Here is a 24,189-nt window from a genome sequence, read left to right as displayed (position 1 = left end):
CATAAAGCATGGGTAAAAATTACGAAACAGCAATTAAAAGTGAATATTTTTCGACTAATTCTATCAAATTGGTAGAATTTGTATTGAACTTACGTCTACGCAAGAATCCATTTATCCTTTTTAGCTCAGTTATGTTATTTACAGCCGGCAGTGCCTTTGCGCAGGAGCCTGTTAAAGTAACAGCCACCGATAGTGTAAAAACCGAGACTGTTACAGCACCGGCAAAAGAGGAGCCTGCCAGGACATCCTATTACGTTGAAGCGGGTACTTACGGGACCAAAAGGGAAACCGACCCACCAGGCTATGTAAGGAACATTGGCCAGTCGGGTATTGCCGAAAAGCTTACATGGCTGGATGCAGGCTTTGACTACAGGTTTAGGGGCGAATACAGGAACAACGATATCAGGAGGCCGGACAGCCACAGCACTGATTATCCTATCCTCTACAAAGGGAAATTATATATAGGCATTAAAAATATTATCGACCCGCTCAGGCTCGTGCTGGAGATGCAGGACAGCGACAGGTCGAACGGTAAATACCCGCTTGATAACCGCGACGTTAACAAACGGGAAATGATACAGGGCTTTGCCGAGCTTTACTTCAAAAAAGCGCTCGGCACCGACGCACTGGGTAACAACCGCCCATTCATGATTAGGTACGGCCGCCAGGCTTTCGAATTCCTGGACAGGAGGCTTATTGGACAGAATTTATGGAGGAATACTACCAATAACTTCCTTGGTTTCAGGGCCGCTTTAGGGCAGGATAAGAATGACTGGCAGCTCGACCTTCTTGCACTCCGCCCCATAGTAAGGGTAATTGACGACCGGGATCACGCAGATAATGACAGGCAGTTTGGCGCCGCTATTGGCCACTGGAGAAAATGGTCGGATGTAATAACCATCGAGCCTTATTACATGGGCCTCAGGCAGGACAGGAGGATAGGGTACCGCCAGATTCATTCACCGGGAGTACGGCTTTACGGATTCGTGAACAAGGCGTGGAACTACGACTTTACCGGTACCTACCAGTTTGGTGACGATCAGGGAAAAAGACAGGACGCTTACATGATAACAGCCGAAGTGGGGTACAGGTTCCAGCATTCATGGAAGCCGAGGGTTAGCATGTTCTTTGGCTATGTAACTGGAGATAAAGACCCTAATGATAAAAAAACGAACAGGTTCGAGCGTTTCTACGGATTCGCGAGGCCGTGGTCAGGCGATGATTATATCATACCTGAAAACGTAGTGACCCCCAAACTGAAAGTAGAATTTGAGCCTGTTAAAGGCTATAAAATAGATATGGGCTACAGCTTCTACTGGCTGCAAAGTTCAAAAGACCGTTTCAACAACCTGCTTGCAGGCACAGGGAACCGTGACACAACAGGCCAGAGCGGTAAGTTCCTGGGCCACGGTTTCGATTCCAGATTGCAATTCAAGCCGCTTAAATTCATGGATGCCAACATTGGTTATATGTACTTCTCAACCGGAGAATTTGTGCAGAACAGGCAGGATGCAGCGAATGGAGAACACGCAGGGGCGTCAAATTTTGCCTACATCGAGCTGACGTTTAATGCACTCGACATATTCATTAAGAAAAATAAAAAATAATAATCCTCCTTAAATTCAGACAAAATGAAAAAAACAATTACTATCGCCTTATCAGCTGTTATGCTGGTTGGCTTATTAAATTCCTGCGGAAAAAAAGAAGCAGAGAAAAATGCTGACGGAACTGCAAAGATAGAAGGTACAATTACAATGTCGGGTGCGTTCGCGCTTTACCCGCTGGCAAATGTATGGGCTGAGGAATTCCGTAAAGAATACCCGGATGTGAAATTCAATATATCCGGTGGTGGTGCCGGTAAAGGTATGACCGACATGCTGAATGGTGCAGCAGATATCGCCATGTATTCAAAAGAGATCAGTAAAATAGAGACCGACCAGGGCGCTTATGGCTTTGCAGTTACCAAAGATGCCGTGATACCTACTATTTCTGCAAGCAATCCATTATTGGCACAATTAAAAGCAGAAGGCCTTACCCGCGATGAGCTGGCTGCTATATTCCTCAAGGACGGCAAGCAGAACTGGAAAAAATCTACAGAAAAAGTAAATGTATATACCCGCTCCGATGCCGCCGGAGCTGCGGAAACATGGGCAAAATACCTTGGCGGAAAAGCCCAGGAAGAGCTTAAGGGCATTGCTGTTTTTGGAGATCCGGGCCTTGCTGATGCTGTTAAGAAAGACAAGAACGGTATTGGCTACAACAATGTAATTTATGCTTATGACATTAACAGCGGCAAAAAATACCTGGGTCTTGAGGTACTGCCTATCGATGTTAACGGTAACGGCAAGATCGATGCGGAAGAAAATTTCTACGAATCACTTGGCGACATCACTAAAGCTATTGCTGACGGAAGGTACCCTTCTCCACCGGCACGTGAGCTTTTCCTGGTTACCAAAGGCAAGCCTGCATCGCCTGCTGTTAAGGCATTCCTTAACTGGGTACTTACAAAAGGGCAAAATTTTGTAGTAAGTAACGGTTACATACTGCTTGAAAAAGACAACATCGAGAAGCAGATAAAAAAATTATAGCTAAATGCCAAAAAGAAGATATATAGCGGAGTATTTCCGGAGATCATGGATGCTCTTTGCATTGCTCATCATAATCATATTGCCGTTTGCCATCGGAGCATCACTGCTATACAAATCCTGGCCAATAGTTTCTGCGCCGGGATTGTTTGGTGATGTCCTTTTCGGGTCGGACTGGATGCCCATGCAGGGTAAGTTCGGTTTGTGGCCGTTTATCGTCAATTCCATTATCATTACCCTTACTGGGCTGGTGCTGATGATTCCCGTCTGCCTTGCCGCAGCGATCTATATTACGCAGTTCGCACCACTATGGGTAAAGCGGATGTTACGAACGGTAATCGACATTTTAGCAGGTATACCATCGGTCATTTTCGGGCTGTGGGGTATCATAACCATAGTCCCTCTTATATCAGAATGGGCAACAGGAGCCGGTGCAGAAAATGCCACCGGCTATTCTGTTTTTGCGGCAGGCGTGGTTATTGCAGTGGCTACCATACCTTTTGTGCTCAATATGCTCATCGAATTGTTCGAAGCGGTTTCTATGGAGTTGATGGAGATAGGCCTTTCAATGGGAGCCAGCAAATGGCAGACAATCAGGGATATTATCATCAAAAAGATAAAGCACGGCATCATTGCCTCGTTTACGCTCGGGGTCAGTAAGGCCTTTGGCGAAACCATTGCAGTGCTGATGGTAGTAGGGAACATTGTCCAGATACCCAAGAGCGTATTCGATGCGGGTTACCCTTTGCCGGCATTATTGGCAAATAACTATGGCGAAATGATGTCGATACCAAAATACGATTCGGCACTGATGCTTTCTGCACTTATCCTATTGATCATCGTAATCCTGTTCAATTACTTTGCACACAAGGTAATCGGGCATTATCACCTAAAAAGCAGTTAAGCCATGAGTAAGAAAAAACATTTAGAAGAAAAAATTGTAAAAGCGATACTGTTCCTGTTTACGCTAACCATTGTTATAGTGCTTTTCAGTATTATTTTTGGCATTTTTGCCAAAGGCATCCCGGCACTCAACTGGCAGATGCTTACCGAAGTCCCTAAAGGTGGATACTATTTCGGAAAAGAAGGCGGCATACTGAATGCCATTATCGGCTCACTATACCTTGCTTTAGGGGCTTCGCTGCTGGCATTGCTTATCAGCATACCGGCAACGTTGTTTATCCACACCTACCTTTTTTCGCACCCCAAATGGCAGAAAAAGATCCGTTTATGGCTCGATGTGCTTTTGGGTGTGCCCGCTATTGTGTATGGAGCTTTCGGCTTTAACCTGATGCTGCTTTTCGGCTGGCAAAGCTCCCTGCTTGCGGCTATCATAACCGTTGCATTGCTCATAAGCCCTGTAATGATTCGCTCTATGGACGAATCGATACAATATGTTTCGAAAGGGCTTTACGAGTCGGCGCTGTCATTGGGCTATTTTAAAGGGGAGACCGGGTTCCGTTTTCTACTGAAGCAGTCCATGCCCGGTGTAACAACGGCTTTCCTGTTGGCACTTGGAAAAGGAATAGGCGATACCGCCTCAGTTCTCTTTACTGCAGGCTATACAGACTATATACCCGAAAGCCTTAACGAGCCTGCCGCAACATTACCACTGGCCGTTTTCTTCCAGCTTAGCTCGCCGATACCCGAAGTAAAAGCACGTGCTTATGCAGCAGCAGCTGTACTGATAATGATCATACTTGTAATAAGCGTTGCCTCAAGGATGATCAGCAATAAACTTTCAAAAAACAGAATACGATGATGGATGATAAAACGCTTCCTATTGACCAGGAAATAATAAAGAAAGACGAAGCCAAAGGGCTTCATAACCTTATATACGTAAACCACCTGAACCTTTGGCACGGCAAGCAGCAAACCCTGAAAGATGTGGAGCTGAACATCCGCGACAAGGGTATAACGGCCCTGCTTGGCCCTTCGGGCTGTGGTAAGACCACGCTTTTGAAGACCTTCAACAGGCTAACCGACCTATACCCGGATATCCGTACCGAAGGCGAAGTGTTGTTTGAAGGCGAGAACATACTCGATAAAAAAATAGATGTATACGACCTGCGCCAGAAAATGGGGCTGCTTTCGCAAAGGCCGCACCCGCTGCCGGGAACCATTGCCGATAACATCCGCTATGCCCTAAAGCTGAAAGGTATTAAGGATAAAAGCGAGCAGGATGGCCGCATAGAGTACTATCTTGAAAAAGTAGCACTGTGGGGCGAAGTGAAAGAAAGGCTTAAAAAACCGGCCAGCGGGCTTTCTATAGGGCAGCAGCAGCGCCTTTGCCTGGCACGCGGACTTGCGATACAGCCGAGGGTTATCCTTGCGGATGAGCCTACCTCTGCACTCGACCCAATTTCAAGCCGTAAGATAGAGGAACAGTTCAAAGAACTAAGTAAAGAATTCTCTATTGTCTTGGTTACGCATACGCTAAGACAGGCGAAAAGGCTGGCCGACTACGTAGCCTTCATGTACCTTGGCGAGATCGTGGAAAAAGGCCGCCCCGAAGTAATATTCGAAGACCCTAAAACAGACACTTTTAAAGAATACCTGCTCTCAGGACATTAATTAAATACTTACTGAAACATTTTTCTTAAGGGACGTTTTGAGTTTTCAAAGCGTCCTTTTTTGTTAGGAACATGAAGTAAAGGGAAGTAGCCGGGTGATTACAATTTATTATATAGTTGAATCAATTTTATTTGACACAAATTTTATTTGCACGCAGATAAAATTGTATTTCACGCAAAGTCGCAAAGACGCAAAGCTGAGCGCTCTAAACATTGCTGCGCAATGCTTTGCGGCTTTTTACGGCCTAAATTCGGCATGAGTCTTTGCGGCTTTGCGACTTTGCGTGAAAATAAAATCGACATATTGCAGAATTGCATTTTGTATGGATTTGATTATAGATTTTTTTAGGAGCGAATGGCTTGGGCTTTTTTTGCCATCCATTTTCCTGCTTTCCGTTTCAATCTTTTTTGCAAAAAGGATTTCCACTTCAATCAGGGCTATAGGGAATTGTATCGGTTATTCGGGCTGAGAACTGCGACTGCGACTGAAAACTAATCAAAACACTCCATCATCAGCAGGTCACCCTCCCTATGTTCTATCACCACCATGCCGTCAGCCAGCGCTTCATTGCTGCTTCCGGTGCGGTAGCCAATGGTCAGCTCGTCATTGTTAAGCTCGTATTTCAGGTTTTTGGAGTGGATGCCCGATACTTTTCCAATTGGGATCAATGAAAGGGGAGTACCTGCGGGGTACCATTTTTCAAACTTTTTAGGTAACAGGAATATCTTCGAATGATCATCAAGTACCACGACCTTCAGCTTATCACGATAACGCACAATATTGGTGATATTGGTAATGGTATGGTCGGCGCGCTTTCCGGTGGCCCAGATTACATTGGCAGCGGGAAACTTCCGGTCGATAAGGAAATCGAAAGCCTTCTCAAGGTCGGTCTTGTCCTGGTCGGGAGTATATACAATTTCCAGCGGGTACTGCATATCGCGGTATTGCTCCGGATCAAGCCCACGGTCGAAATCACCCAGCAGCACATCTACTTTCACACCAAGGTTGATGACGCGTTCAATAGCGCTGTCGAGCACGATAACCAGTGGCGACCATTCCAGCAGCTGGCCCATAAGCTCTTTGCTGCATTCAGCCCCATTGGCAATGATAAGTGCGGGTTCCTGGTCGTCGCGTACAATGTGGTGTGATGACATGCTTTTTAATTTGACGTAAAAATAAGATATTTTAAGGAACCCTGCTAAAGCTGGACAGGCTACGTATCAGGCGGATTTCCACGGATCTCAATTTCTGCTTTAGCAGAAATTACTTTGAGTCCTTAGTTATACTTGAATCAATTTTATTTTATACAAATAAATGAATTTCACGCAAAGACGCCAAGACGCAAAGCTGAGTGATCCAAACATTGCTACGCAATGCTTTGCGGCTTTTACGACTTAAATCCGGCATGAGTCTTAGCGGCTTTGCGCCTTTGCGTGAAAATAAAACCTGCAAATTATAGAATGACATTTATATAGATTTGACTATACTAAAAAACTTTGCGCATCTTTGTGTCTTCTTTGTGCAACTTTGCGGTACAACTTAAAAATAAAAAATGCAGGTAAAACAAGCCACACCCAATGACCTAAATACTATAATGCCCATTATTGATGAAGCCCGCCAAATCATGCGCGAAAGCGGGAACATGACGCAGTGGGTGGGCTATCCTTCGCAGGATATTATTTTAGAAGATATCAATAACGGCCACGGATTTGTTTGTGTTTTAGATAATGAAATCGTCGGCTATTTCTGCTTTATGGAAGGAGAAGACCCGGACCCGAATTATAAAGTGATCGAAGATGGTTCCTGGCTAAATGACAAGCCGTATGGAGTAATACACCGCCTGGCATCGGGGCGCAAAGCCAAAGGTATCGCCCAAAAAGCATTCGATTTTGCTTTTTCAAAGATCGGTAATATTCGGGTGGATACGCACCATGACAACCTGCCCATGCAGAATTTCTTAAAGAAGAATGGCTTTACTTATTGCGGGATGATCTATGTAAGCGATGGCACACCAAGGGACGCTTTCCAAAAGATTATTTAATCATCCAGTTCTTCCTGCAGGATAATGCCATTGGGCGCAATAAGGTAATTTGCTTTACCGGCATCTGCTTCAAAGTAGTCCTCATATTCCCGGAAATTAATATAGTCGTATTTAAAAGGGATAACTGTTTTATTTTCAGTAGTCACGACACCAACATGCCCGTTCTTTTTCAAAATAACATATTTGAAGTTCACCACTTCACTGATATCGTCATATTCAAAAGGGAGCAGTTCTTTCATGTCCAAAGAATATAAGCCGTATTTGCCTCCTGTGTTTTGCAAAACAAGATAGTCTTCTGTAATATCAAAAGGCTTGTAATCCGAAGTAATAGTGTTTGCCGACTGTAAGGGCAAATTTAGAACCTTTTCACCTTTATCATTAGTTAGATATTTAGCATCTCCGTCGGTAACAATATAAATGTCTTTACCCAACTGTTCGAATTGATTATATAAAGCTGCCATTAATGTTTTTCCATCATTTCGTACTATACCCTGCTTCCCGTTTTTGGTAAAATATAGCAGCTCCATCGTATAGGCCTCTAATGTGTCGCAATCCAGATTGAACAACAGTTTACCGCTTCGGTCCATAACAGAAAAGACATTTCCTTTGTTAGCAATGATAAATTCCCCTTTAGCGAATGCAGTATCATATTCTGCGGGCAGAAGTATTTTAGCATCCTTATCGGCTACGCCAAATTTTCCATTTTTTTTCAGGATATAAACACCCTTTTCTGTATTCATCCAATTATAAGGATAATAGGTAATCGCGTCATATTCAAAAGGGATTGCGACGCTTTCCTTTGTAATGATTCCCATTTTGGTGCCGCGAGTTGCAATATAATACAGGTAATCGTACGTTGAAAGTGTATCATTCAAAAACGGTGACACCATTTCGCCCTTTACATTTACAAGGCCATATTTCCCATTTTGTTTATGAATGTATTCCAGTTTGCTTTTTTCGTAGCTGTACAATCCCTCTTTAGGGATTGCAATGATAGACAGCAATTTTCCGGAAGTGCTGTATTTCTCTATACCTCTTCGCTTGCCATATTCTTCAATAACTGTAAAGCCGCCATCCGTATCTTCGCTAAAATTATTGGCTTTTACCTCAAGGTCGGTTTTTTGCGTCAAAAGGTTATACACCCTGATATTGGGGTACCTGATGATCAATTGGTTATTCTGTGTAATGTCGCTGTATTTTAGCTGCCAATTTTTGTAAACATTGAAAGACGCGATCTTTTCACCTTCGAAATACAGGTCGGTTTCCGCAGTATCGCCTTTATATGTTTTAGCAACCATTATCCGGTCTAAATATTTCCCGATGGCCTTCATCCTGTCGGCTGTAGGGTAGGGGTCATCGGCAGTACGTAATGCTATGCTTATATCATCATAGGTATCGGCAGGGAAAAGTATCTTTCCATCTGCATCGATAAGACCGCATTTCCCAGACCAATCATAAAATTTAAATACACGGGAGTATGCAGCCTTCAGTTCGGGAGCTATATAGCTTCCGCGGTCAGTATTGCTTAAAAACTCCAGCTTCGGATAGGCAAATTTCGAAACAGTATGATTCTCATCCATTACCTTCATGCCGCTGCTGTCTTTTACAAGGTAATACCCATCTTTATAGCCTGTCACTTCTATATCCAGCGGGGTTGCAGTTAAATTCTCGTCCAGCAGGGTATCATATTTTTCGCCTTTCATAGCAACAATGCGGCCATTACCTACCGGTAAATACTTTTTATAAACAGCATCTGTCTTTTTGCCTGTTTCCTCGCTGTAAAAGCCAAAAAGCGGACTTCCGTAAACGGTATACACAACAGTGTAAGAATCCGGATGGTCAATATATTTTATGTCGGTGCAGCCGCCAAGCACCTTCGTTATTTTTCCATTTTCATAAAGCAGGAGTGCCTTGCTGTATATATCACTGTCAAATACGGGCTCGCCATATTCATCCAGCTCTTTCTTCTTTTCGAGGACCTTATTTTCCACGATCTGAAAACACACTTTACTGTAATCTTCATTTAACGGCATCGAACCTTCTGAAGACAATATCTCAAAAGGATAAAGCTGGTTGCCTCTCGCATCAAAAACCGACGACACATTCTGTTTGTAAACATAGAACAGGTTGTCCTTCAGCGCATCACCTTTAACAGGGCCAATGCCACTATATATTAGAGGTATTATAATCTGCCCCTTGCTGTCCAGCATCCCGTGCAGTGTATCTTGCGAGACGATATAATTGCCATCCATCAGCGGGTTGATCATATCATATTTTGCAGGGATTATTACGTTTCCTGCGGGATCTTTCACGCCGTTCTTTTTGCCATCGGTAAAAAAGAACGTAGCAGGTTTCCATCCGCTGAACCAATATCCCTGTACAAACCCGTAGTACCTTTTAATGATTCGTTGCTGCTTTGCTCTCTTTTGTTTTTTTCCGGCAGGCTGCCCATAAATAGTGTACTTCGTTTGGACTTTATTGCTGTAGGCTATAACGGTTGGATATTGCGTATCGAAGTCAGTATAGGCTACCATATGATCAAATTTGGGCTTTACCAGGCTTTTGTCCTTATCCGCATTTATAAAACCCCACTTATCTTTCTTCCTGAAAAAGAAAAGCCCGTACGATTGCGGTATGATCTCATCATATTCTGCTTTCAGGATAGTTTCACCTGATATTTTCTTTACGCCATATTTCTTGTCTTTAATGAAAACAACGCCCCGCGGGTGCTCCAATATCAGTTTCGATAGTTCTTCCCCATACAGCAGGTTGCCCCATTTGCCATTAAGAAGGAAATTACCGATAGGGGTAATGGTGTCATACTTTACTTCGGCGTAAATACTTTTAGCGGTCTCGTTATACACGCCATACTTCCCGTTTTTCTTTACGATAAAGTAGTCATTGTCTATTTCCGTTGCATCCTCAAATTGTTTATTCAGGATGAAGTTGGCTTTATAATTAATGAGTTCCGACACTTCATAACTATCATCATTTTTGTAGATGGTATCGAATGGGATCTGCGCGAACGCATGAAAGCCTGCCATAAGGAATAGTAATGTTATGGCAGGCTTTCGGGTCATATTTTGGGTTTTGGTTTATTCTTACAAAAAGAATGCCAACTATTGTATTACATAATCCAATGTGTCGACCTGGCCCAGCCTGAAATAGCCAAGGGCATAGTTATCGGGACTGGCCTGGTTCACGATGTTGCCGCGCACATTAGCCGGAACCGTCTGGAACGGGCCGCTGCCTGCACCTCCTTCGGCAATGTCAATCAGCTGGTCCATATAATTATAGTAACGCTGCGAAACACCATATAGCCTTATTTTCAGTACGTCGCCCGGCTCAAAATCCTCATGGTCATAAATACCAAACATCTCATTCCCCTGGAAAAACTCATCGTCTATAGCATCATAATCAGGGTATGGCATCAGGTCGGTATCAAAGCGGTATATGTAAAAGTTGTCCTCCGAACCATTGTCCATAAAAAAGAAGCGTACCTCGACAGAATCGTTGAAGAAACCACCTTCATTATCTTGGGTCGTATAAGCTATATCAGGGGTGGCGTACAGCTTGTCTGTTGCAGTATAGGTTTGTCCCTGGTAATTTATGGTCAGTACATAGGTCTCGCCAATTTGCGGGACAAAGTCGATGCAGTTATAGTTGCCTGTGCCCGGATCTTCTATGAAATTGAATACATTACCGGAGGTGTTGGTAATAAAAACCGTAGCGCCCGATGCCGGGGGCACTTCATTCTGGTAATAAGGCGCAGTTGTGGTAAGCCTTATGGTCTGCTGGCTTCCATCAGTATCTTTTTCCCAGTTGATAGAGGCATCTACCACAAGCCGTGGCGGAGCCGTATCAAGATCAACATCCACCACATGCTCGCAGGAGGCAAGCAATGTGATAGTTATAAGAAGCAGTATATATTTGATATTTTTCATGATATATTGTTTAGGCCCTTCGACTGCGCTCAGGGTGACAGTGTTTTAGAATTTAAAGTTGTACGTTACACTCGGTATGATTCCGAAAATGGATAATTTCACGGCCTCATTATGCCCGCTGTCCTCATTTTGCCTGAAAGTGATAGAGGCGGCGTTCATCCTGTTGTACAGGTTGTAAATGCTGAAAACCCATTCGCCCTGCCATCCTTTTTTCTTTTCGGGTTTTGGCGTATAGGTTGCCGAAACATCAAGGTGGTGGTAGGCCGGAAGGCGGCTGTTATTGCGGCCTTCAAAGGTTGGTATCGTGATGCCCCCATATTGGTATTGCCCGTTCGGGAAGGTAGAAGGCAGCCCCGACTGCAATACGAATATCGCGCCGAACGACCACTTGTCCGTAAGTTCGTAAGTGCTGGTAATAGAAAGGTTGTGAGTTTTGTTATAGCCTGTCTGGTACCACCTGCCATTATTTATTCCGGTTTCACCCGGAGCCCTTCCCGGGGTCTGCTGCTCGGCATGCGATAGTGTATAGGATATCCAGCCGCCCAGCTTGCCGGTGTTTTTCCTTAGCAGCACTTCGAGTCCGTAGGCCCTTGACCGACCTGGAAGCACCACCTGCTCTATGGCTTTGTTAGCGATCAGGTCGGCGCCGTCTATATAGTCCAGCCTGTTCTTTATTTTTTTGAAGAACGTTTCCACTTCCAGCGTATAGGCATCATTCTTAAAATTCCTGAAATACCCTACAGCCACCTGGTCCAGCAATTGCGGCTTAAGATAGTTGTCACTCGGCGCCCATACGTCGAGCGGAGTAGGGGAAGAGGTGTTCGATATCAGGTGCAGGTATTGTGCCATACGGTTGTAGCTCGCTTTTACCGATTGGTTGTCATCCAACTGGTAAGATATGGCAGCGCGGGGTTCCAGGTTGCCAAAATTGGCTATAACATCACCACTGCCATAGGTCCTTGTGCCGGTAGGCATGGCTTTCTCATATATTTTCAGTTCTTCGTCAAAAGTAACCGCCTGGTTATTGGCATAGGTATTGAACGTCTGGCTGCCAAGGCGGTAAAACATACTGTAGCGCATACCATAGCTTACGGTGATATTGTCGGTAAGCTCCTGTTCGGCATCAAGGTAAATAGCCGGTTCAAAGGCGTGCTTCTTTTCCAGCGTTTCGGCATTCACGGCAGAATTCGGGCCATTAGGGGTTATTTCCCCGGGATTGAAGTCATAGTAAATAGTGTTCAATCCATAATTCAGCTTGAGCTTATCCGAAAGATAATGCTTTAGGTCGTACTTGAAATTGAAGTTCTTAATGCCGGAATCCCAGTTAAACCCGATAAAATCGAGCTGGAGCCCATAATAATAATCGCTGTATATCATGCTCATGTTCGAGAAAAGCTTCTCGCTGAACAGGTGGTTCCAGCGCAAATTCACTACCGAATTCCCGTAAATATTATTAAAGCTTTGGTTGATGTTAAAAAGGTCACGGCCAAAATAACCAGATAAATACAGGTTGTTATTATCATTAAGCTTATAGCTTAGTTTTGTATTCAGGTCATAAAAATATGCCGAGTTATCATTATCGGTCAGCTTCAGGAACAGGTGGGCATACGAAGCCCTTCCGCCTATAAGGAAGGAGCCCCTTTCCTTTACTATCGGCCCTTCGGCCAAAAGGCGGCTCGATATGAGGCCTATGCCGCCATTCATGTGGAATTCCTTATTGTTTCCTTCTTTCTGGTAAATATCCAGGACCGATGATACCCTTCCGCCGTAGCGTGCCGGTATACCGCCTTTGTAAAGCTTAAGGTCTTTAATCGCGTCCGAGTTGAATACCGAGAAGAAACCAAATAGGTGGGAAGAGTTGAAGATGGTCGCTTCATCCAGCAGGATAAGGTTCTGGTCGGCAGCCCCACCGCGTACGTTAAAGCCCGACGAGCCTTCGCCCGCATTGGTTACGCCGGGAAGCGTGAGTATGGATTTTAATACATCCACTTCGCCCAACACAACAGGCATTTTCTTTATTTCCTGTACCGAGAGCTTGTTTACGCTCATCTCCGGCCTTTTGATCTCGGCCCTGCGGCGGTCGTCAGATATAACGACTTCCTGCAGCTCCTCACTGCTCGAGACCAAGCTGAAATTCTTCCGCACATTGCCGTTCAGGACAATAGTTTCTTCCTGTGTGCCAAAGCTCACATAACTAACCTGCACTGTGTACGTGCCTGCGGGAAGCGAAATTGAAAAAAAACCGTACTCATTGGTAGTGGCGGTTTTTTGTACTTCTTTAATGTAAACGCTGGCTCCGATAAGCGTTTCGTTGCTGCTGCCATCAGCAATGGTACCGCTAAGGGTAAATTTTTCCTGGGCCAATACGCTCCCCAGGAACATGATGAGGAATACCGTAAGATACCCTTTCGTTCGTAAAATCATGATGTGGTTTGTTTTATTGATTGATTGATGAACTGTATGCAAAGTTGCAGCAATTTTCCCGGATACATTTATGTATTTCCGGCAAATACCTGCAATTTTTACAGCTGCTTATTTTTCTTTTTCGGTTTCATAACGCAGTATGACGAATTAAATTGCAGTCTGTTACAATAAATTACAGAAAAATAATACAACTAAATCTTATTCCAGCAAAATACCGCTTACTTCCTGCCACAAATTCATTAGCTGCGTTTCCTTAGCGGCATCGGTAAGTGTACCCGTATTTGTGCATAATACGATGCTCGTATTTTTTGATGGGAAATAAAATGCATAGGCGCCGGCACCTGCACCGCTTCCGTCATGCCCTATGGCATGCACGCTGCTGTCAGTTTTATAAAAATGCAGGCCAAGGCCATATATTGGCTCGCCCTGCAGGCTTACAGTTGTTTTCATTTCTGCCAATGAAGCTGCCGATACTAAAGAACCGTCGTGTAACAGCTTATAGTAAAATGATGCGATATCTGCTGGTGCAGCAACAATACCGTCATCGCCAATGAACGACAGTACCGTGCCCAGCTGCAGCGCGCTTATATCTGTAAATGTATTGCCATCTGCGAGATAGCTGGCCACAGTACCCGCAGGCGCGGCTGTAATATCAGAGCCTGCTATATAGTACGTGTTGGTAAGCCCGGCTGACCCGATAACATTCTGGGTGATGTACTGGCGGTGGCCGTTTTCGGTAACACTGTCGATAATCAGGGCGAGCAGGTGATAATTGATGTTGCTGTAGCTAAAAGATGTACCGGGAGTAAAGTTGGCAGGTTTACCATATATGTAGCCAAGTATTTGCTCACTGGGCATAGGCAGCGGACCCGAGAGCACATCCTCGAAAAATAAATCATTGTCAAGATAATCGGGCAGCCCCGAAGTCATGTTCATCAGCTGCCGAACGGTAATGCTATTCCCGTTGGCTAAATTATTACAGATATCCGCAGGAAGATAGGTGTTAATCCTGGCATCAAGGTCTATTTTGCCTTCTTCTTTAAGTTTCAGCACGGCCACCGCTGTAAACGTCTTAGATATACTCTGCATATATTGCAGGCTGCCCGTTTGCATTGGTGTTTGGCCTACGGCAGCATCGCCTGCTACAAGAGTATAACTTTCAGTCGGTGTTTTTACGCTGAGGCTGAGGCCGGGAAAGTCTGCCAGTGCGGCGTTAAGCTTTTCCTGCAACAACGGCTTTTTGTCGACAGACGGCTTTACATCGTCATCGTTGTTACATGCTACAAAAACAAACAGATACAATAGGGGCAATAATTTTAAAATTTTCATGATTTCGATTTTTTTGATTGATGCCGCAAATTTATTTTAATGGCGATAAATATAAATTGACCTAAGTCAATTCGGTGATTTTGCCCTTATCCTGCTCAGACGTTCCTGCGAAATGCCAAGGTAGGAAGCTATATATTTTAGCGGTATAAGCTTTACCTCGTCCGGCTGCCTTTGGTATAATGAGTGGTAGAGCTGTTCGGCAGTATAGGTCTTGAATTCAATATGCCGCTTTACCAACACTTCAATATAATGGGCCAAAAGGTTTTCGGTAAAGTTTTTCATTTCGGGATAAAGCTCTTTCAATGATTCCAGGGTGTTGCGGTGCACTTTGATGATTGTACTGTCAACTATAGCTTCGATGGTTTCGGTACTATAGGAGTTGGTAATAAAAGCATAGGGCGCTGTATCAATATCGCCGGCAAAACTAAATCCGATAATCATTTCCTTGTCATTTAGCAGCCGGTATGCCCGGAAGCTCCCTGAAATGACAATGAAAAAAAAGTCGCAGCGCTGGCCTTCCTTTATTGCCGGCTGCCCTGTTTTAACCTTGGTTTCGGTACCGTTCTCAGCGAGCAGGCGTATAAGCTTTTCTGTAGCGCCATCAGCAGCTTTATCAAACTGGTTTTTAGGATTGATATACATTTCGCAGAAATTATTTTTACAAATGTAAGACTTGTTTTAATAAAGTTATTCTCCAAAACTTAATCTACTTTTCCCATCCTGTCTAATAGTAAATAGGTGCATTTCTTTTAACCGGATATGAGGCCAGCAACAGGGAAGTAGTATTTGTTTCATAGCTACAGTTTTAAAAGTAATATCAAAACCGGGATAAGAGTTATTTTTAGGTACAAGTTATCGGAAATAAAAATGCCACCCTCACGGATGGCTTGATGATCAAATTTATTTCATATGTGGCTTTAGGCACCCCCCTTTGGATAAATTCCATTTGCTTTTCCAGTTTCCCCGGAAATAATATCGTTCCTTTTATTCTTCCAATTTTTATCAAAAACTATAAATTGGAAATTTGGATTTATTTAGGTCTTCTATTTTCATGGCTATTCAATATTTGTAATTCTCATCTCCCTAATAATCCTGCTAAATACTTCTCTGAATTTAATTGTATAATCAACTAGCCAATTTAGAGCTTCATCTACTAATATTTTGTCATCAAAATCCGTAGAATGAGCTAGCAAAATGATCTTATCTCTATTGTCAGGATTTGGATCCCATTGCAGCGGTAAACCAATTAGATCTTCAATTTCTTCTTTTCTATTTTCCAGATAGGGAAATACTACAGGAGCGATTTTATTTCCTACATAAACTCTAATGCCAACTGTATTCTGTTCTGTATTGCAAATATTTGAGAGAGTAAAATAGCTTTTTCCTAAACTTATATCATACCAATATTGTGGACGTGGTGTTTGGAGAGAATTTATTTTTCTTGTTAGCGCAAGTTTATCTTTAAATCTTGTCCAAAATTCCAACTGAAATTTTTTCTTATCAGAAAGATCTTCTGCTGCTATAGTCCTGGCGATTTGCCTAACAGCTTGATTGGGCTGGCTTATAATATTAAATTTTAGTGCAGGATTACTATTGTCAATTTGCCATAATTCAATTTGTACCCCATAAAATGAATTTCATCAGATGTATGATCATTTAACCAATCTAATGCTTTTTTATGTTCTTCTGTAAAATTTGTTGCAATCCAAATTATTGTCGAGGCATCTAAAACCGAAGCATAAGTAATAGCCTTTCCCAAATGGTCGTGATCAGTTTTTTCTAACTGATTTTCAATCACTACAAATTTACTTGTTGCTGTATCTTTGGCTAAAATATCCGCTGAGTATGGCCCGCACTTTACTTCAATATTTTCTACTTCGAGTTCAATACCCACGGCATTACTCAATGATAAAATATTTTGTGCAAGCCATGGAGTAAAGTCCTTGGCTTCACTAATCCATTTCTGTCTTGCTGTAACAGTTCTAAGTATTCCCAGCTCCATAAGTTCTTTAATTTATCAAATTAAAAGATTTATATTTTAATTACCAACTTAAAATAAAAGCCACCCTCACGGATGGCTTCAATATAATATAGCATTAATCGCTTAATTCAATTTAGCCAGGATGCTGTTGAACGTCCCGCTTGGCCTCATGGCTATATCAGTCAGGTTAAAGTCAGGGTGATAGTAGCCGCCAATTTCCTGGTGCTTGCCCTGCGCCCCGATAAGCTCGGCATCAATTTTAGCTTCGTTTTCAGTAAGTTCCTTAGCTATCGGCTCAAATTTAGCTTTCAGTTCAGCGTCTTTATCCTGTGCGGCAAGCGCCTGTGCCCAGTATAAGGCAAGGTAAAAATGCGAACCACGGTTGTCGATACCGCCTACTTTACGTGCAGGTGATTTGTCGTTTTCGAGGAATTTCTCGTTGGCTGCATCCAGCGTTTCAGAGAGAACCAGTGCTTTCGCATTGTCCTGTGTCTGGCCGAGGTGCTCCAGAGAAACACCTAATGCAAGGAACTCGCCAAGCGAATCCCAACGCAGGTAGCCTTCTTCAACGAATTGCTGCACGTGCTTAGGAGCAGAACCTCCCGCGCCTGTCTCGAACAACCCGCCGCCATTCATCAGCGGAACGATAGAAAGCATTTTTGCCGATGTACCAAGCTCCAGGATAGGGAAGAGGTCGGTGAGGTAATCGCGAAGTACGTTCCCGGTTACAGAGATCGTATCTTCACCTTTTATAATCCTTTCCAGTGTAAAGTTCGTTGCTGCGATAGGATCCATGATCCTGATGTCAAGGCCATTCGTATCGTGGTCTTTCAGGTAAGTATTTACTTTTTCGATAAGCTGCCTGTCGTGCGCACGCTTGTCATCCAGCCAGAATACCGCAGGGGTAGCCGAAAGCCTCGCCCTGTTTACGGCAAGCTTTACCCAGTCTTGTATCGGAGCATCCTTGGTTTGGCACATCCTGAAGATATCGCCTGCTTCAACTGCCTGCTCCATATATATGGTACCGTTATTATTGTCGATCACCTTTACAACGCCATCAGCAGCAACCTGAAAGGTTTTGTCATGCGAACCGTACTCCTCGGCTTTTTGCGCCATAAGGCCTACATTTGGTACGCTGCCCATATTTGCAGGGTCAAAAGCGCCGTGTTTTTTGCAAAAGTCTATCGTAGCTGTATAAAGCCCTGAGTAGCACCTGTCAGGGATAACCGCTTTGGTATCCTGTCCTTTACCCTCAGCGTTCCACATCTGTCCTGAAGTGCGTATCATGGCCGGCATAGAAGCATCCACAATCACATCGCTTGGTACGTGCAGGTTGGTTATTCCTGCATCTGAATTTACCATCGCGATTGCAGGGCCGTTTTTCATCGCCTCATCAAGGGCAGCTTTCACTTCAGCTTCCTGAGCATTGCCTGCTATCTTGGCATACACATCGCCAAGGCCGTTGCGCGTATCTACACCCAACTCTTTGAACAATGCTGCGTATTTCTCAAAAACATCCTTAAAGTAAACTTCTACCACTGCGCCGAAGATGATAGGGTCAGACACCTTCATCATTGTCGCTTTCATATGCAGGGAGAACAATACACCCTGTGCTTTAGCGTCAGCTACTTCTTTGGCAACAAAGGCTTTCAGTTTGCTGAGGCTCAACGCCGACGAGTCGATTATCTCGCCTGCTTTTAGCGGCGTGCTTGGTTTTAGTACGGTAACAGCACCGTCATTGCCTGTAAATTCTATCCTTACATCAGTGGCTTCTTTTACGGTAACCGATTTCTCGCTTCCGTAAAAATCGCCTTCGCTCATGCTGGCAACATGGGTTTTAGAATCTGCCGACCATGGCCCCATCGAGTGCGGGTGTGCTTTGGCATAATTCTTAACGGCCCTTGGTGCCCTGCGGTCGGAGTTGCCTTCGCGTAAAACCGGGTTTACAGCAGATCCCAATACTTTGGCATATCTGACTTTTATTTCTTTTTCTTCATCAGTCTTTGCATCTTCAGGATAATCTGGCACTTTGTAGCCCTGTCCCTGTAGTTCTTTAATGGCTTCTTTCAGCTGCGGTACCGAAGCCGATATATTTGGCAGCTTTATTATGTTGGCTTCCGGGGTGGTCGCCAACTGGCCGAGCTCGGTAAGCGAATCGCCCGTCTTTTGGGCGTCGGTCAGGCGTTCCGGGAAGTTAGACAGTATCCTTCCGGCAAGGGAAATGTCGCGGGTTTCAACCTCAATTCCGGCAGGGGCGGTAAAGGCCTGTACAATAGGAAGGAAAGAATGCGTGGCCAGCATAGGGGCCTCATCAGTTATCGTGTAAAAAATCTTTGATGTTTTGGACATTAGATTAATTTTAAATGGCCCCTTTCCGAAGTTGGAAAGGGATTATTAATAAGTTATATTGTGTTTGTTACTGTGCTTCGCTATAATGAAAGCAAGGCTCGCAAATATAGCAAAATCTACCGGAAACGGATACGGCAAAACCGGCAAAAAAACGATTGAAATTTTACGAATTTTGCTTTAATTGATTGATGCGCTCCAGCACGGAAGTCGGGAATTCTTTTGTAATTACTTTATTCACCTGGCATTTTGCGCAATCCGGTATGGAATAATATCTGATGTGCGTGTGCCGTTCTTTACCTTTGGCGGTTACAATTTCCTCAACCTCATAAATATGCGAGATATTTATGAAGTGTACACCGCCGCGTACGTCGGCTATTTTTATAAAGATAGGATCCATATCCAAATGTAGTTTTTAACGGTGTAAGAACATAATGTTTTCAATTAATTTTTTTGGGCGCGCTAGTTCGGCTTTCAGCGTCAAGTCGCTGTATCCCTTCGCAAGCCTGCCTTTGCCGGCAGGCAGGCTACGGGATGCCGTCCCGAAAGCTTTCGGGATCCTCACGCGGACGTTACAATCATATTTTTAGTTGCTAAAGACCCCAAAGGTTTTTAAAATACAAGAGTTCGGAAGAGTGACAAATAATCCACATGTCACTCCTTCGGAGTTCTAAGGCATTCATGTTCAACATTTCTATAAACATATCGCCCCGCCGGGGCTGCCACTGATGAGTCCCGGAGGGACGGAATATTTATAGCAAAATGTAAGCGAAACCTACTTGAGCTCCGGAGGAGCGGCATATAAGGATATCGATTAAATTTCTAATCCTTGCAAAATCAAGTAATTTAAAAACTTAATTTATGCATAAAGAACCCTATAGTCTTCCGAACACCTATGTTTTTAAAACCTTTGGGGTCTTACATAAAAAAAATCCCACCGCAATGCGATGGGATCCTTGTATAATTCCGAAAGTTTGGATTATCTCCTTCTTTCTTTGATTTTTGCTTTTTTACCCGTAAGGTCGCGGAAGTAGAATATACGTGCCCTGCGAACTTTACCTCTTTGGTTAACTTCAACTTTCTGAAGAGCAGGCATGTTTACCGGGAAGATACGCTCTACACCTACGGCACCTGACATTTTACGGATTGTAAAAGTCTGGGTGATACCAGCGCCTCTTTTTTGGATAACTACTCCTTTAAAGAACTGTGTCCTTGTTTTTTCACCCTCTTTAATTTCATAATACACAGTGATAGTGTCACCTGCATTGAAATCAGGGAAGTCTTTTTTTGCTACGAATTCGTCCTGAACAAATTTTAATAGATCAGACATAATTGTTAATTTTAAATGATTGATCCAAAGCAACATTCACGATTTTCGTCAGAGGTTGGTCCGAATGAGGGTGCAAAGGTAAAAATTATTTTGAAGCAGCAAAAAGTTTAAGGTTTAAAGTTTAAAGTTTTTTTGAAAGTTTTGGGTCTGATAAATCCATGCTTAACTATTATGGACAGAGCAGCAACCTGAAACCTTAAACCTGAAACAAAAAAACTATTCCAAAAGATCCGGCCTCCTGTTCTTCGTATGTTCCAACGCCTGGTCTTCACGCCATTTGTCTATGTTGGCAAAGTTGCCGCTGAGGAGCACATCCGGTACTTTCCAGCCTTTATATTCGGCGGGGCGGGTGTAGATAGGGGGGGAGAGCAGATTGTCCTGGAAACTGTCGGTAAGTGCAGAGGTCTCATTGCTTAGTACCCCCGGTATCAGGCGTATGATAGCATCCGAAACCACCGCCGCGGCCAGTTCGCCACCCGAAAGCACAAAATCCCCGATAGATATCTCTTTGGTAATAAAATGGTCGCGCACACGCTGGTCAACCCCTTTATAATGCCCGCAAAGGATAATGATGTTCTTTAAAAGCGACATGCGGTTCGCCATTCCCTGGTTCAGCGTTTCGCCATCAGGGGTCATATAAATCACTTCATCGTAGTCGCGCTCACTTTTCAGCCTGGATATGCATGCATCGATCGGCTCAATGGACATCACCATTCCGGCACCCCCGCCAAACTGGTAGTCGTCGACATTCTTATGCTTATTGGTGCTGTAGTCGCGAAGGTTATGGAGGTGCACTTCCACGATACCTTTGTCGATGGCGCGTTTTAGGATCGAGGCCTCAAAGGGGCTTCGTAATAATTCGGGAAGTACGGTAATGATGTCGATGCGCATTGGTAATGTATCAATTTTTATAATTTGCAAATGTAGCAATTGCCACACCGCATGCCAATTGTTACATTAATTAATTGCCTTATTGTTACATTTAAACCCCAAACTGCCTTAAATGGTGATCCAGGTGCTTCCACTGCGCGTGGTCTATTTCCTCATAGGTCATTTTACCGAACAGCGGGTGACTTGTAACCTTGATACCTGCATGCCCGTCGCGGGTAAATTTTGTAACAAGCTCCAGCAGGCCTTTTTTTGCTTCCTCAAAGTCAGGGTGGTAAGTGACCTTGAATTCTTTAGCTGTCGGCAGGCCTTTCCCGAATTTTTTCTCTCCTGTGAACATCTTCTTGGCGCTACGGCCAAAGCACAGCTTCATGAGCCAGTTTACCTTGATCTCTTTAGTGCCATAAACTACCTTAAGCGGCATCTGGCAGTGCTCCATCATTTGGGCAACGGTCATTACGCCCCATTCTGAGAGCTTTATAGGTGTGAGTTGGTGTATGCGTTCTACTATTTTTTGGTTCCCGTGTGGGTCGAATAAGCTTTCCATAGTGGCGATTTTTAGCGAAACAAATGTAGTAATTATATGTAAAAATATTACAGTTAGAAATTGGTGTTTTGAACAAAGTTATATTGCTATATTGCGCCAAAATTTGTAATTTATGCTTTACCCATTACGATATCACAGCCATAGAAGTTTTGGTACTGCCGACCTGATTATTCTTGCCGTAGTAGTTATCATTGCAATAATTATTTCTTTTTTTACCCGCAAGGCAATTGTACGCCGAAAGCTCAAAAAGGCACCATTGCGCAGCCTTGCAGACTTTAAGCATGGCGAAACCGCAAAGATCGTCGGCCGGGTAGAATTTGTTGATGAGCCTCTTGAAGCGCCGCTTTCCGGAAGGGAATGTGCATGGTACTGCGTCCGTATAATGCAGAGTCACGGAAAAAGTTCGTCAACGCTTATAGAGGCGGAGGATAAATGCCGCTTTGTACTGCGTGATGGCGATAAGGTTGCCTATATTAATGACAACACTATCAAAAAGTATATTGAGATGGATAAGCGATACCACTCGGGTACTTTTGAAGATGCAGGCCCAAGGCTTGAAGCTTACCTGAAAAAGCACGATAAGAAAAGCCAGGGTTTCCTTGGCCTGAACAAGTCTTTACATTACAGTGAAGGCGTGCTGGAAAAAGGAGAAGCGGTCGCTGTGCTTGGCAAAGGAGAGTGGCGCGATGCTGAATCACTGGGGTTGCCCCGCGAGTACGGAGTGGTACTATCGATAACCACATCAGAAAATAATCCTGTTTATCTTAGCGATGATCCCGATACGGTTACAGTACATGGTAAAAGCTCATAACCTTTATTTTTTCACCGCCATCAGCGAATATACCATTGGTACTTTATTCCCAAAACGGATTATCCTGAATTTTCCCGGCTCAAACTCCTCGGTGCCACTAAAGCAGTTGTAAGGCGAGTAGTCGTATTCATTGAATGAATGTATTTCCAATCCCCTGGCGATAAGCGCTGTAACTACTTCTGATAGTGCGTGGTTCCAACTAACCATTTCGTGCTCGAGCGGCGCTGTAACATCGGCATAGGTGCCAAATTCCGTTTCGATAATGGCATCGGACTTAAAATAATTGTACTGTACTTTTTCAAAATTATTGTCGAACATCCATACCACAGGATGGAATTCTGCAAAAACAAACCGGCCTCCCGGCTTCAGGAAATGCGAGACCACGCCTGCCCATTTCGCAAGGTCGGGCAGCCACCCTATTGTGCCATAGCTTGTAAAAACAATGTCAAACTGCTCGTCAAGATGGTTAGGAAGGTCGTATACATCGCAGCAGATAAATCGTGTTTGTGTACCTAGCCGGTCTGATAGCTCGCGGGCTTTTTCAATGGCTTTATCCGAAAGGTCCATACCTGTAGCGACCGCTCCCATGCGTGAAAAAGAGATGGTATCCTGCCCGAAATGGCATTGCAGGTGCAGTATTGTCTTACCACTTATATCGCCCAATAAGGCAAGTTCAATTTCATTAAGGCTGCTTTTCCCGTTCACGAAGGCGGGCATATCATAAAAATCGGAATCTACATGAACCTCCGTACGCTGGTTCCATGCCTTCCTGTTTATATCGAGGTAAATATCTTCTTTTTTCATTTTCTTTTATTTAATCCGATAAGTGGGAACACGACTTTCCTGATATAGTCCATTATTTCCCAGTTTTTTGTTTCATCTATAAGATGCTTTCGATAGCTTAATTCAGGAATAACTTTGTCAGCGATTTTTTTTCTTTTAATGTTTTCCTCATCCGTGTACTCTTCATTTGCAGCGACATTGTCATAAACTATGATACATAAAGCAGCAAGTAATATGTTTAGCTTTCTTTGAGGATAGAGTTTATTATCTATTGCATTTAAAAACAATGGTATATTCTCTTCTTCGGCAAGTACAATATCTTCATCCTGGTCCATAAAATAGATATTAGGATCATTACCCCATATTTCAAGCAATTCAGTATCCAGGTCAGGTCTATTATGTGCGTAAAAATTCCATCTCTCAGAACCACAATTGGTGCATTTGCTGTTTTGAAGCGTACTATCTTTCAGTGAAAACGCAGCCTCTGTTTTGGTGAGCTCAAAAATATCTTTAGCGCCACATTCTTTGCAAACTTTTTCCGCCGTGTATTCCATACTGTTTTATTGAACCAAATTTACAATTTGTTATGAAATCCATGCCGCTGCG

22 protein-coding genes are annotated in these 24,189 nt (G+C 43.7%); 7 read left to right on the top strand and 15 right to left on the bottom strand.

Going from position 1 to position 24,189, the window contains the following annotated elements:
* Positions 1-131 precede the first annotated feature (131 nt).
* Genes HYN59_RS13990 through HYN59_RS13970 form a run of 5 tightly spaced genes read left to right on the top strand, consistent with a single transcriptional unit; the run spans position 132 to position 5,159 of the window.
* The gene (locus HYN59_RS13990) at positions 132-1,607 is read left to right on the top strand and encodes an alginate export family protein (protein WP_108779747.1); all 1,476 of its coding nucleotides are present in this window, start codon (positions 132-134) and stop codon (positions 1,605-1,607) included.
* Positions 1,608-1,631: 24 nt separating this feature from the next.
* Positions 1,632-2,588 (top strand): PstS family phosphate ABC transporter substrate-binding protein, encoded by a 957-nt coding sequence (locus tag HYN59_RS13985; RefSeq protein WP_108778872.1) that lies wholly within the window; start codon positions 1,632-1,634, stop codon positions 2,586-2,588.
* A gap of 4 nt (positions 2,589-2,592) precedes the next feature.
* Positions 2,593-3,489: a phosphate ABC transporter permease subunit PstC gene (gene pstC / locus HYN59_RS13980; protein WP_219928782.1), complete on the top strand. Its 897-nt coding sequence runs from the start codon at positions 2,593-2,595 to the stop codon at positions 3,487-3,489.
* A gap of 3 nt (positions 3,490-3,492) precedes the next feature.
* Positions 3,493-4,347: a PstA family ABC transporter permease gene (locus HYN59_RS13975; protein WP_108778869.1), complete on the top strand. Its 855-nt coding sequence runs from the start codon at positions 3,493-3,495 to the stop codon at positions 4,345-4,347.
* Positions 4,344-5,159 (top strand): phosphate ABC transporter ATP-binding protein, encoded by an 816-nt coding sequence (locus HYN59_RS13970; RefSeq protein ID WP_219928781.1) that lies wholly within the window; start codon positions 4,344-4,346, stop codon positions 5,157-5,159. The genes HYN59_RS13975 and HYN59_RS13970 overlap by 4 nt, the downstream gene beginning before the upstream one ends.
* Positions 5,160-5,650: 491 nt before the next feature.
* On the opposite strand, the gene HYN59_RS13965 is transcribed toward HYN59_RS13970, so the two are convergent.
* The gene (locus HYN59_RS13965; RefSeq protein ID WP_108778866.1) at positions 5,651-6,313 is read right to left on the bottom strand and encodes a thiamine diphosphokinase; all 663 of its coding nucleotides are present in this window, start codon (positions 6,311-6,313) and stop codon (positions 5,651-5,653) included.
* A 398-nt stretch (positions 6,314-6,711) separates the two neighbouring features.
* On the opposite strand from HYN59_RS13965, the gene HYN59_RS13960 reads away from it, so the two are divergent.
* The gene (locus HYN59_RS13960; protein ID WP_108778864.1) at positions 6,712-7,200 is read left to right on the top strand and encodes a GNAT family N-acetyltransferase; all 489 of its coding nucleotides are present in this window, start codon (positions 6,712-6,714) and stop codon (positions 7,198-7,200) included.
* Here the strand turns inward: HYN59_RS13960 and HYN59_RS13955 are convergent.
* The 12 genes from HYN59_RS13955 to HYN59_RS13905 form a co-directional block, all read right to left on the bottom strand.
* On the bottom strand, positions 7,197-10,280 hold the full coding sequence (locus HYN59_RS13955; RefSeq protein WP_108778863.1) for a WG repeat-containing protein: 3,084 nt from the start codon (positions 10,278-10,280) through the stop codon (positions 7,197-7,199). The genes HYN59_RS13960 and HYN59_RS13955 overlap by 4 nt on opposite strands.
* Before the next feature lie 39 nt (positions 10,281-10,319).
* Positions 10,320-11,144, bottom strand: a complete 825-nt coding sequence (locus tag HYN59_RS13950; RefSeq protein WP_108778861.1) for a DUF4249 domain-containing protein — start codon at positions 11,142-11,144, stop codon at positions 10,320-10,322.
* A 45-nt stretch (positions 11,145-11,189) separates the two neighbouring features.
* On the bottom strand, positions 11,190-13,568 hold the full coding sequence (locus HYN59_RS13945; RefSeq protein ID WP_108778859.1) for a TonB-dependent receptor: 2,379 nt from the start codon (positions 13,566-13,568) through the stop codon (positions 11,190-11,192).
* A 198-nt stretch (positions 13,569-13,766) separates the two neighbouring features.
* Positions 13,767-14,897, bottom strand: a complete 1,131-nt coding sequence (locus tag HYN59_RS13940; protein WP_108778858.1) for a serine hydrolase domain-containing protein — start codon at positions 14,895-14,897, stop codon at positions 13,767-13,769.
* A 66-nt stretch (positions 14,898-14,963) separates the two neighbouring features.
* Positions 14,964-15,539, bottom strand: coding sequence for a Crp/Fnr family transcriptional regulator (locus HYN59_RS13935; protein ID WP_108778856.1), 576 nt, complete (start codon positions 15,537-15,539; stop codon positions 14,964-14,966).
* A 413-nt stretch (positions 15,540-15,952) separates the two neighbouring features.
* Complete coding sequence (locus HYN59_RS18180; RefSeq protein ID WP_219928780.1) at positions 15,953-16,381, bottom strand: DUF4268 domain-containing protein; 429 nt, start codon at positions 16,379-16,381, stop codon at positions 15,953-15,955.
* Positions 16,382-16,473: 92 nt separating this feature from the next.
* Positions 16,474-16,899 (bottom strand): hypothetical protein, encoded by a 426-nt coding sequence (locus HYN59_RS18175; protein WP_219928779.1) that lies wholly within the window; start codon positions 16,897-16,899, stop codon positions 16,474-16,476.
* A 102-nt stretch (positions 16,900-17,001) separates the two neighbouring features.
* A complete protein-coding gene (locus tag HYN59_RS13925; RefSeq protein WP_108778854.1) occupies positions 17,002-19,227 on the bottom strand; it encodes an NADP-dependent isocitrate dehydrogenase in 2,226 nt (741 codons plus the stop codon).
* 163 nt (positions 19,228-19,390) lie between these two features.
* The gene (locus HYN59_RS13920; RefSeq protein WP_108778853.1) at positions 19,391-19,624 is read right to left on the bottom strand and encodes a hypothetical protein; all 234 of its coding nucleotides are present in this window, start codon (positions 19,622-19,624) and stop codon (positions 19,391-19,393) included.
* Between the two features lie 579 nt (positions 19,625-20,203).
* Positions 20,204-20,554, bottom strand: a complete 351-nt coding sequence (rplS, locus tag HYN59_RS13915) for a 50S ribosomal protein L19 (RefSeq protein WP_108778851.1) — start codon at positions 20,552-20,554, stop codon at positions 20,204-20,206.
* Positions 20,555-20,770: 216 nt separating this feature from the next.
* Entirely contained in the window at positions 20,771-21,445 is a 675-nt protein-coding gene (gene trmD / locus HYN59_RS13910) for a tRNA (guanosine(37)-N1)-methyltransferase TrmD (RefSeq protein WP_108778850.1), read from the bottom strand.
* Positions 21,446-21,536: 91 nt separating this feature from the next.
* Positions 21,537-21,989 (bottom strand): DUF1569 domain-containing protein, encoded by a 453-nt coding sequence (locus HYN59_RS13905; protein WP_108778849.1) that lies wholly within the window; start codon positions 21,987-21,989, stop codon positions 21,537-21,539.
* A gap of 112 nt (positions 21,990-22,101) precedes the next feature.
* Between HYN59_RS13905 and HYN59_RS13900 the strand changes: the two genes are divergently transcribed.
* A complete protein-coding gene (locus tag HYN59_RS13900) occupies positions 22,102-22,800 on the top strand; it encodes a hypothetical protein (protein ID WP_219928778.1) in 699 nt (232 codons plus the stop codon).
* Positions 22,801-22,803: 3 nt separating this feature from the next.
* On the opposite strand, the gene HYN59_RS13895 is transcribed toward HYN59_RS13900, so the two are convergent.
* Together HYN59_RS13895 and HYN59_RS13890 are read right to left on the bottom strand one after the other, a co-directional pair.
* Positions 22,804-23,604 carry a class I SAM-dependent methyltransferase gene (locus tag HYN59_RS13895; protein WP_108778847.1) on the bottom strand — a complete coding sequence of 267 codons (801 nt, stop codon included), beginning with the start codon at positions 23,602-23,604 and terminating at the stop codon, positions 22,804-22,806.
* Positions 23,601-24,137, bottom strand: coding sequence for a hypothetical protein (locus tag HYN59_RS13890; RefSeq protein ID WP_108778845.1), 537 nt, complete (start codon positions 24,135-24,137; stop codon positions 23,601-23,603). Before HYN59_RS13890 ends, HYN59_RS13895 begins: the two co-directional genes overlap by 4 nt.
* Between the last annotated feature and the right edge of the window lie 52 nt (positions 24,138-24,189).

It is taken from the genome of Flavobacterium album (assembly GCF_003096035.1).
In the GTDB taxonomy this organism is placed as follows: Bacteria; Bacteroidota; Bacteroidia; order Flavobacteriales; family Flavobacteriaceae; genus Flavobacterium; species Flavobacterium album.
Note: the sequence above shows the minus strand (reverse complement) of the source record. Positions and strands in the feature narration are given on the sequence as shown.

What these genes read in the sequence shown, in the direction of transcription:
- HYN59_RS13990 (WP_108779747.1), top strand. Translation starts at nt 132, where the DNA reads ATGTTATTTACAGCCGGCAGTGCCTTTGCGCAGGAGCCTGTTAAAGTA.
- HYN59_RS13985 (WP_108778872.1), top strand. Translation starts at nt 1,632, where the DNA reads ATGAAAAAAACAATTACTATCGCCTTATCAGCTGTTATGCTGGTTGGC.
- pstC (WP_219928782.1), top strand. Translation starts at nt 2,593, where the DNA reads ATGCCAAAAAGAAGATATATAGCGGAGTATTTCCGGAGATCATGGATG.
- HYN59_RS13975 (WP_108778869.1), top strand. Translation starts at nt 3,493, where the DNA reads ATGAGTAAGAAAAAACATTTAGAAGAAAAAATTGTAAAAGCGATACTG.
- HYN59_RS13970 (WP_219928781.1), top strand. Translation starts at nt 4,344, where the DNA reads ATGATGGATGATAAAACGCTTCCTATTGACCAGGAAATAATAAAGAAA.
- HYN59_RS13965 (WP_108778866.1), bottom strand. Translation starts at nt 6,313, where the DNA reads ATGTCATCACACCACATTGTACGCGACGACCAGGAACCCGCACTTATC.
- HYN59_RS13960 (WP_108778864.1), top strand. Translation starts at nt 6,712, where the DNA reads ATGCAGGTAAAACAAGCCACACCCAATGACCTAAATACTATAATGCCC.
- HYN59_RS13955 (WP_108778863.1), bottom strand. Translation starts at nt 10,280, where the DNA reads ATGACCCGAAAGCCTGCCATAACATTACTATTCCTTATGGCAGGCTTT.
- HYN59_RS13950 (WP_108778861.1), bottom strand. Translation starts at nt 11,144, where the DNA reads ATGAAAAATATCAAATATATACTGCTTCTTATAACTATCACATTGCTT.
- HYN59_RS13945 (WP_108778859.1), bottom strand. Translation starts at nt 13,568, where the DNA reads ATGATTTTACGAACGAAAGGGTATCTTACGGTATTCCTCATCATGTTC.
- HYN59_RS13940 (WP_108778858.1), bottom strand. Translation starts at nt 14,897, where the DNA reads ATGAAAATTTTAAAATTATTGCCCCTATTGTATCTGTTTGTTTTTGTA.
- HYN59_RS13935 (WP_108778856.1), bottom strand. Translation starts at nt 15,539, where the DNA reads ATGTATATCAATCCTAAAAACCAGTTTGATAAAGCTGCTGATGGCGCT.
- HYN59_RS18175 (WP_219928779.1), bottom strand. Translation starts at nt 16,899, where the DNA reads ATGGAGCTGGGAATACTTAGAACTGTTACAGCAAGACAGAAATGGATT.
- HYN59_RS13925 (WP_108778854.1), bottom strand. Translation starts at nt 19,227, where the DNA reads ATGTCCAAAACATCAAAGATTTTTTACACGATAACTGATGAGGCCCCT.
- HYN59_RS13920 (WP_108778853.1), bottom strand. Translation starts at nt 19,624, where the DNA reads ATGGATCCTATCTTTATAAAAATAGCCGACGTACGCGGCGGTGTACAC.
- rplS (WP_108778851.1), bottom strand. Translation starts at nt 20,554, where the DNA reads ATGTCTGATCTATTAAAATTTGTTCAGGACGAATTCGTAGCAAAAAAA.
- trmD (WP_108778850.1), bottom strand. Translation starts at nt 21,445, where the DNA reads ATGCGCATCGACATCATTACCGTACTTCCCGAATTATTACGAAGCCCC.
- HYN59_RS13905 (WP_108778849.1), bottom strand. Translation starts at nt 21,989, where the DNA reads ATGGAAAGCTTATTCGACCCACACGGGAACCAAAAAATAGTAGAACGC.
- HYN59_RS13900 (WP_219928778.1), top strand. Translation starts at nt 22,102, where the DNA reads ATGCTTTACCCATTACGATATCACAGCCATAGAAGTTTTGGTACTGCC.
- HYN59_RS13895 (WP_108778847.1), bottom strand. Translation starts at nt 23,604, where the DNA reads ATGAAAAAAGAAGATATTTACCTCGATATAAACAGGAAGGCATGGAAC.
- HYN59_RS13890 (WP_108778845.1), bottom strand. Translation starts at nt 24,137, where the DNA reads ATGGAATACACGGCGGAAAAAGTTTGCAAAGAATGTGGCGCTAAAGAT.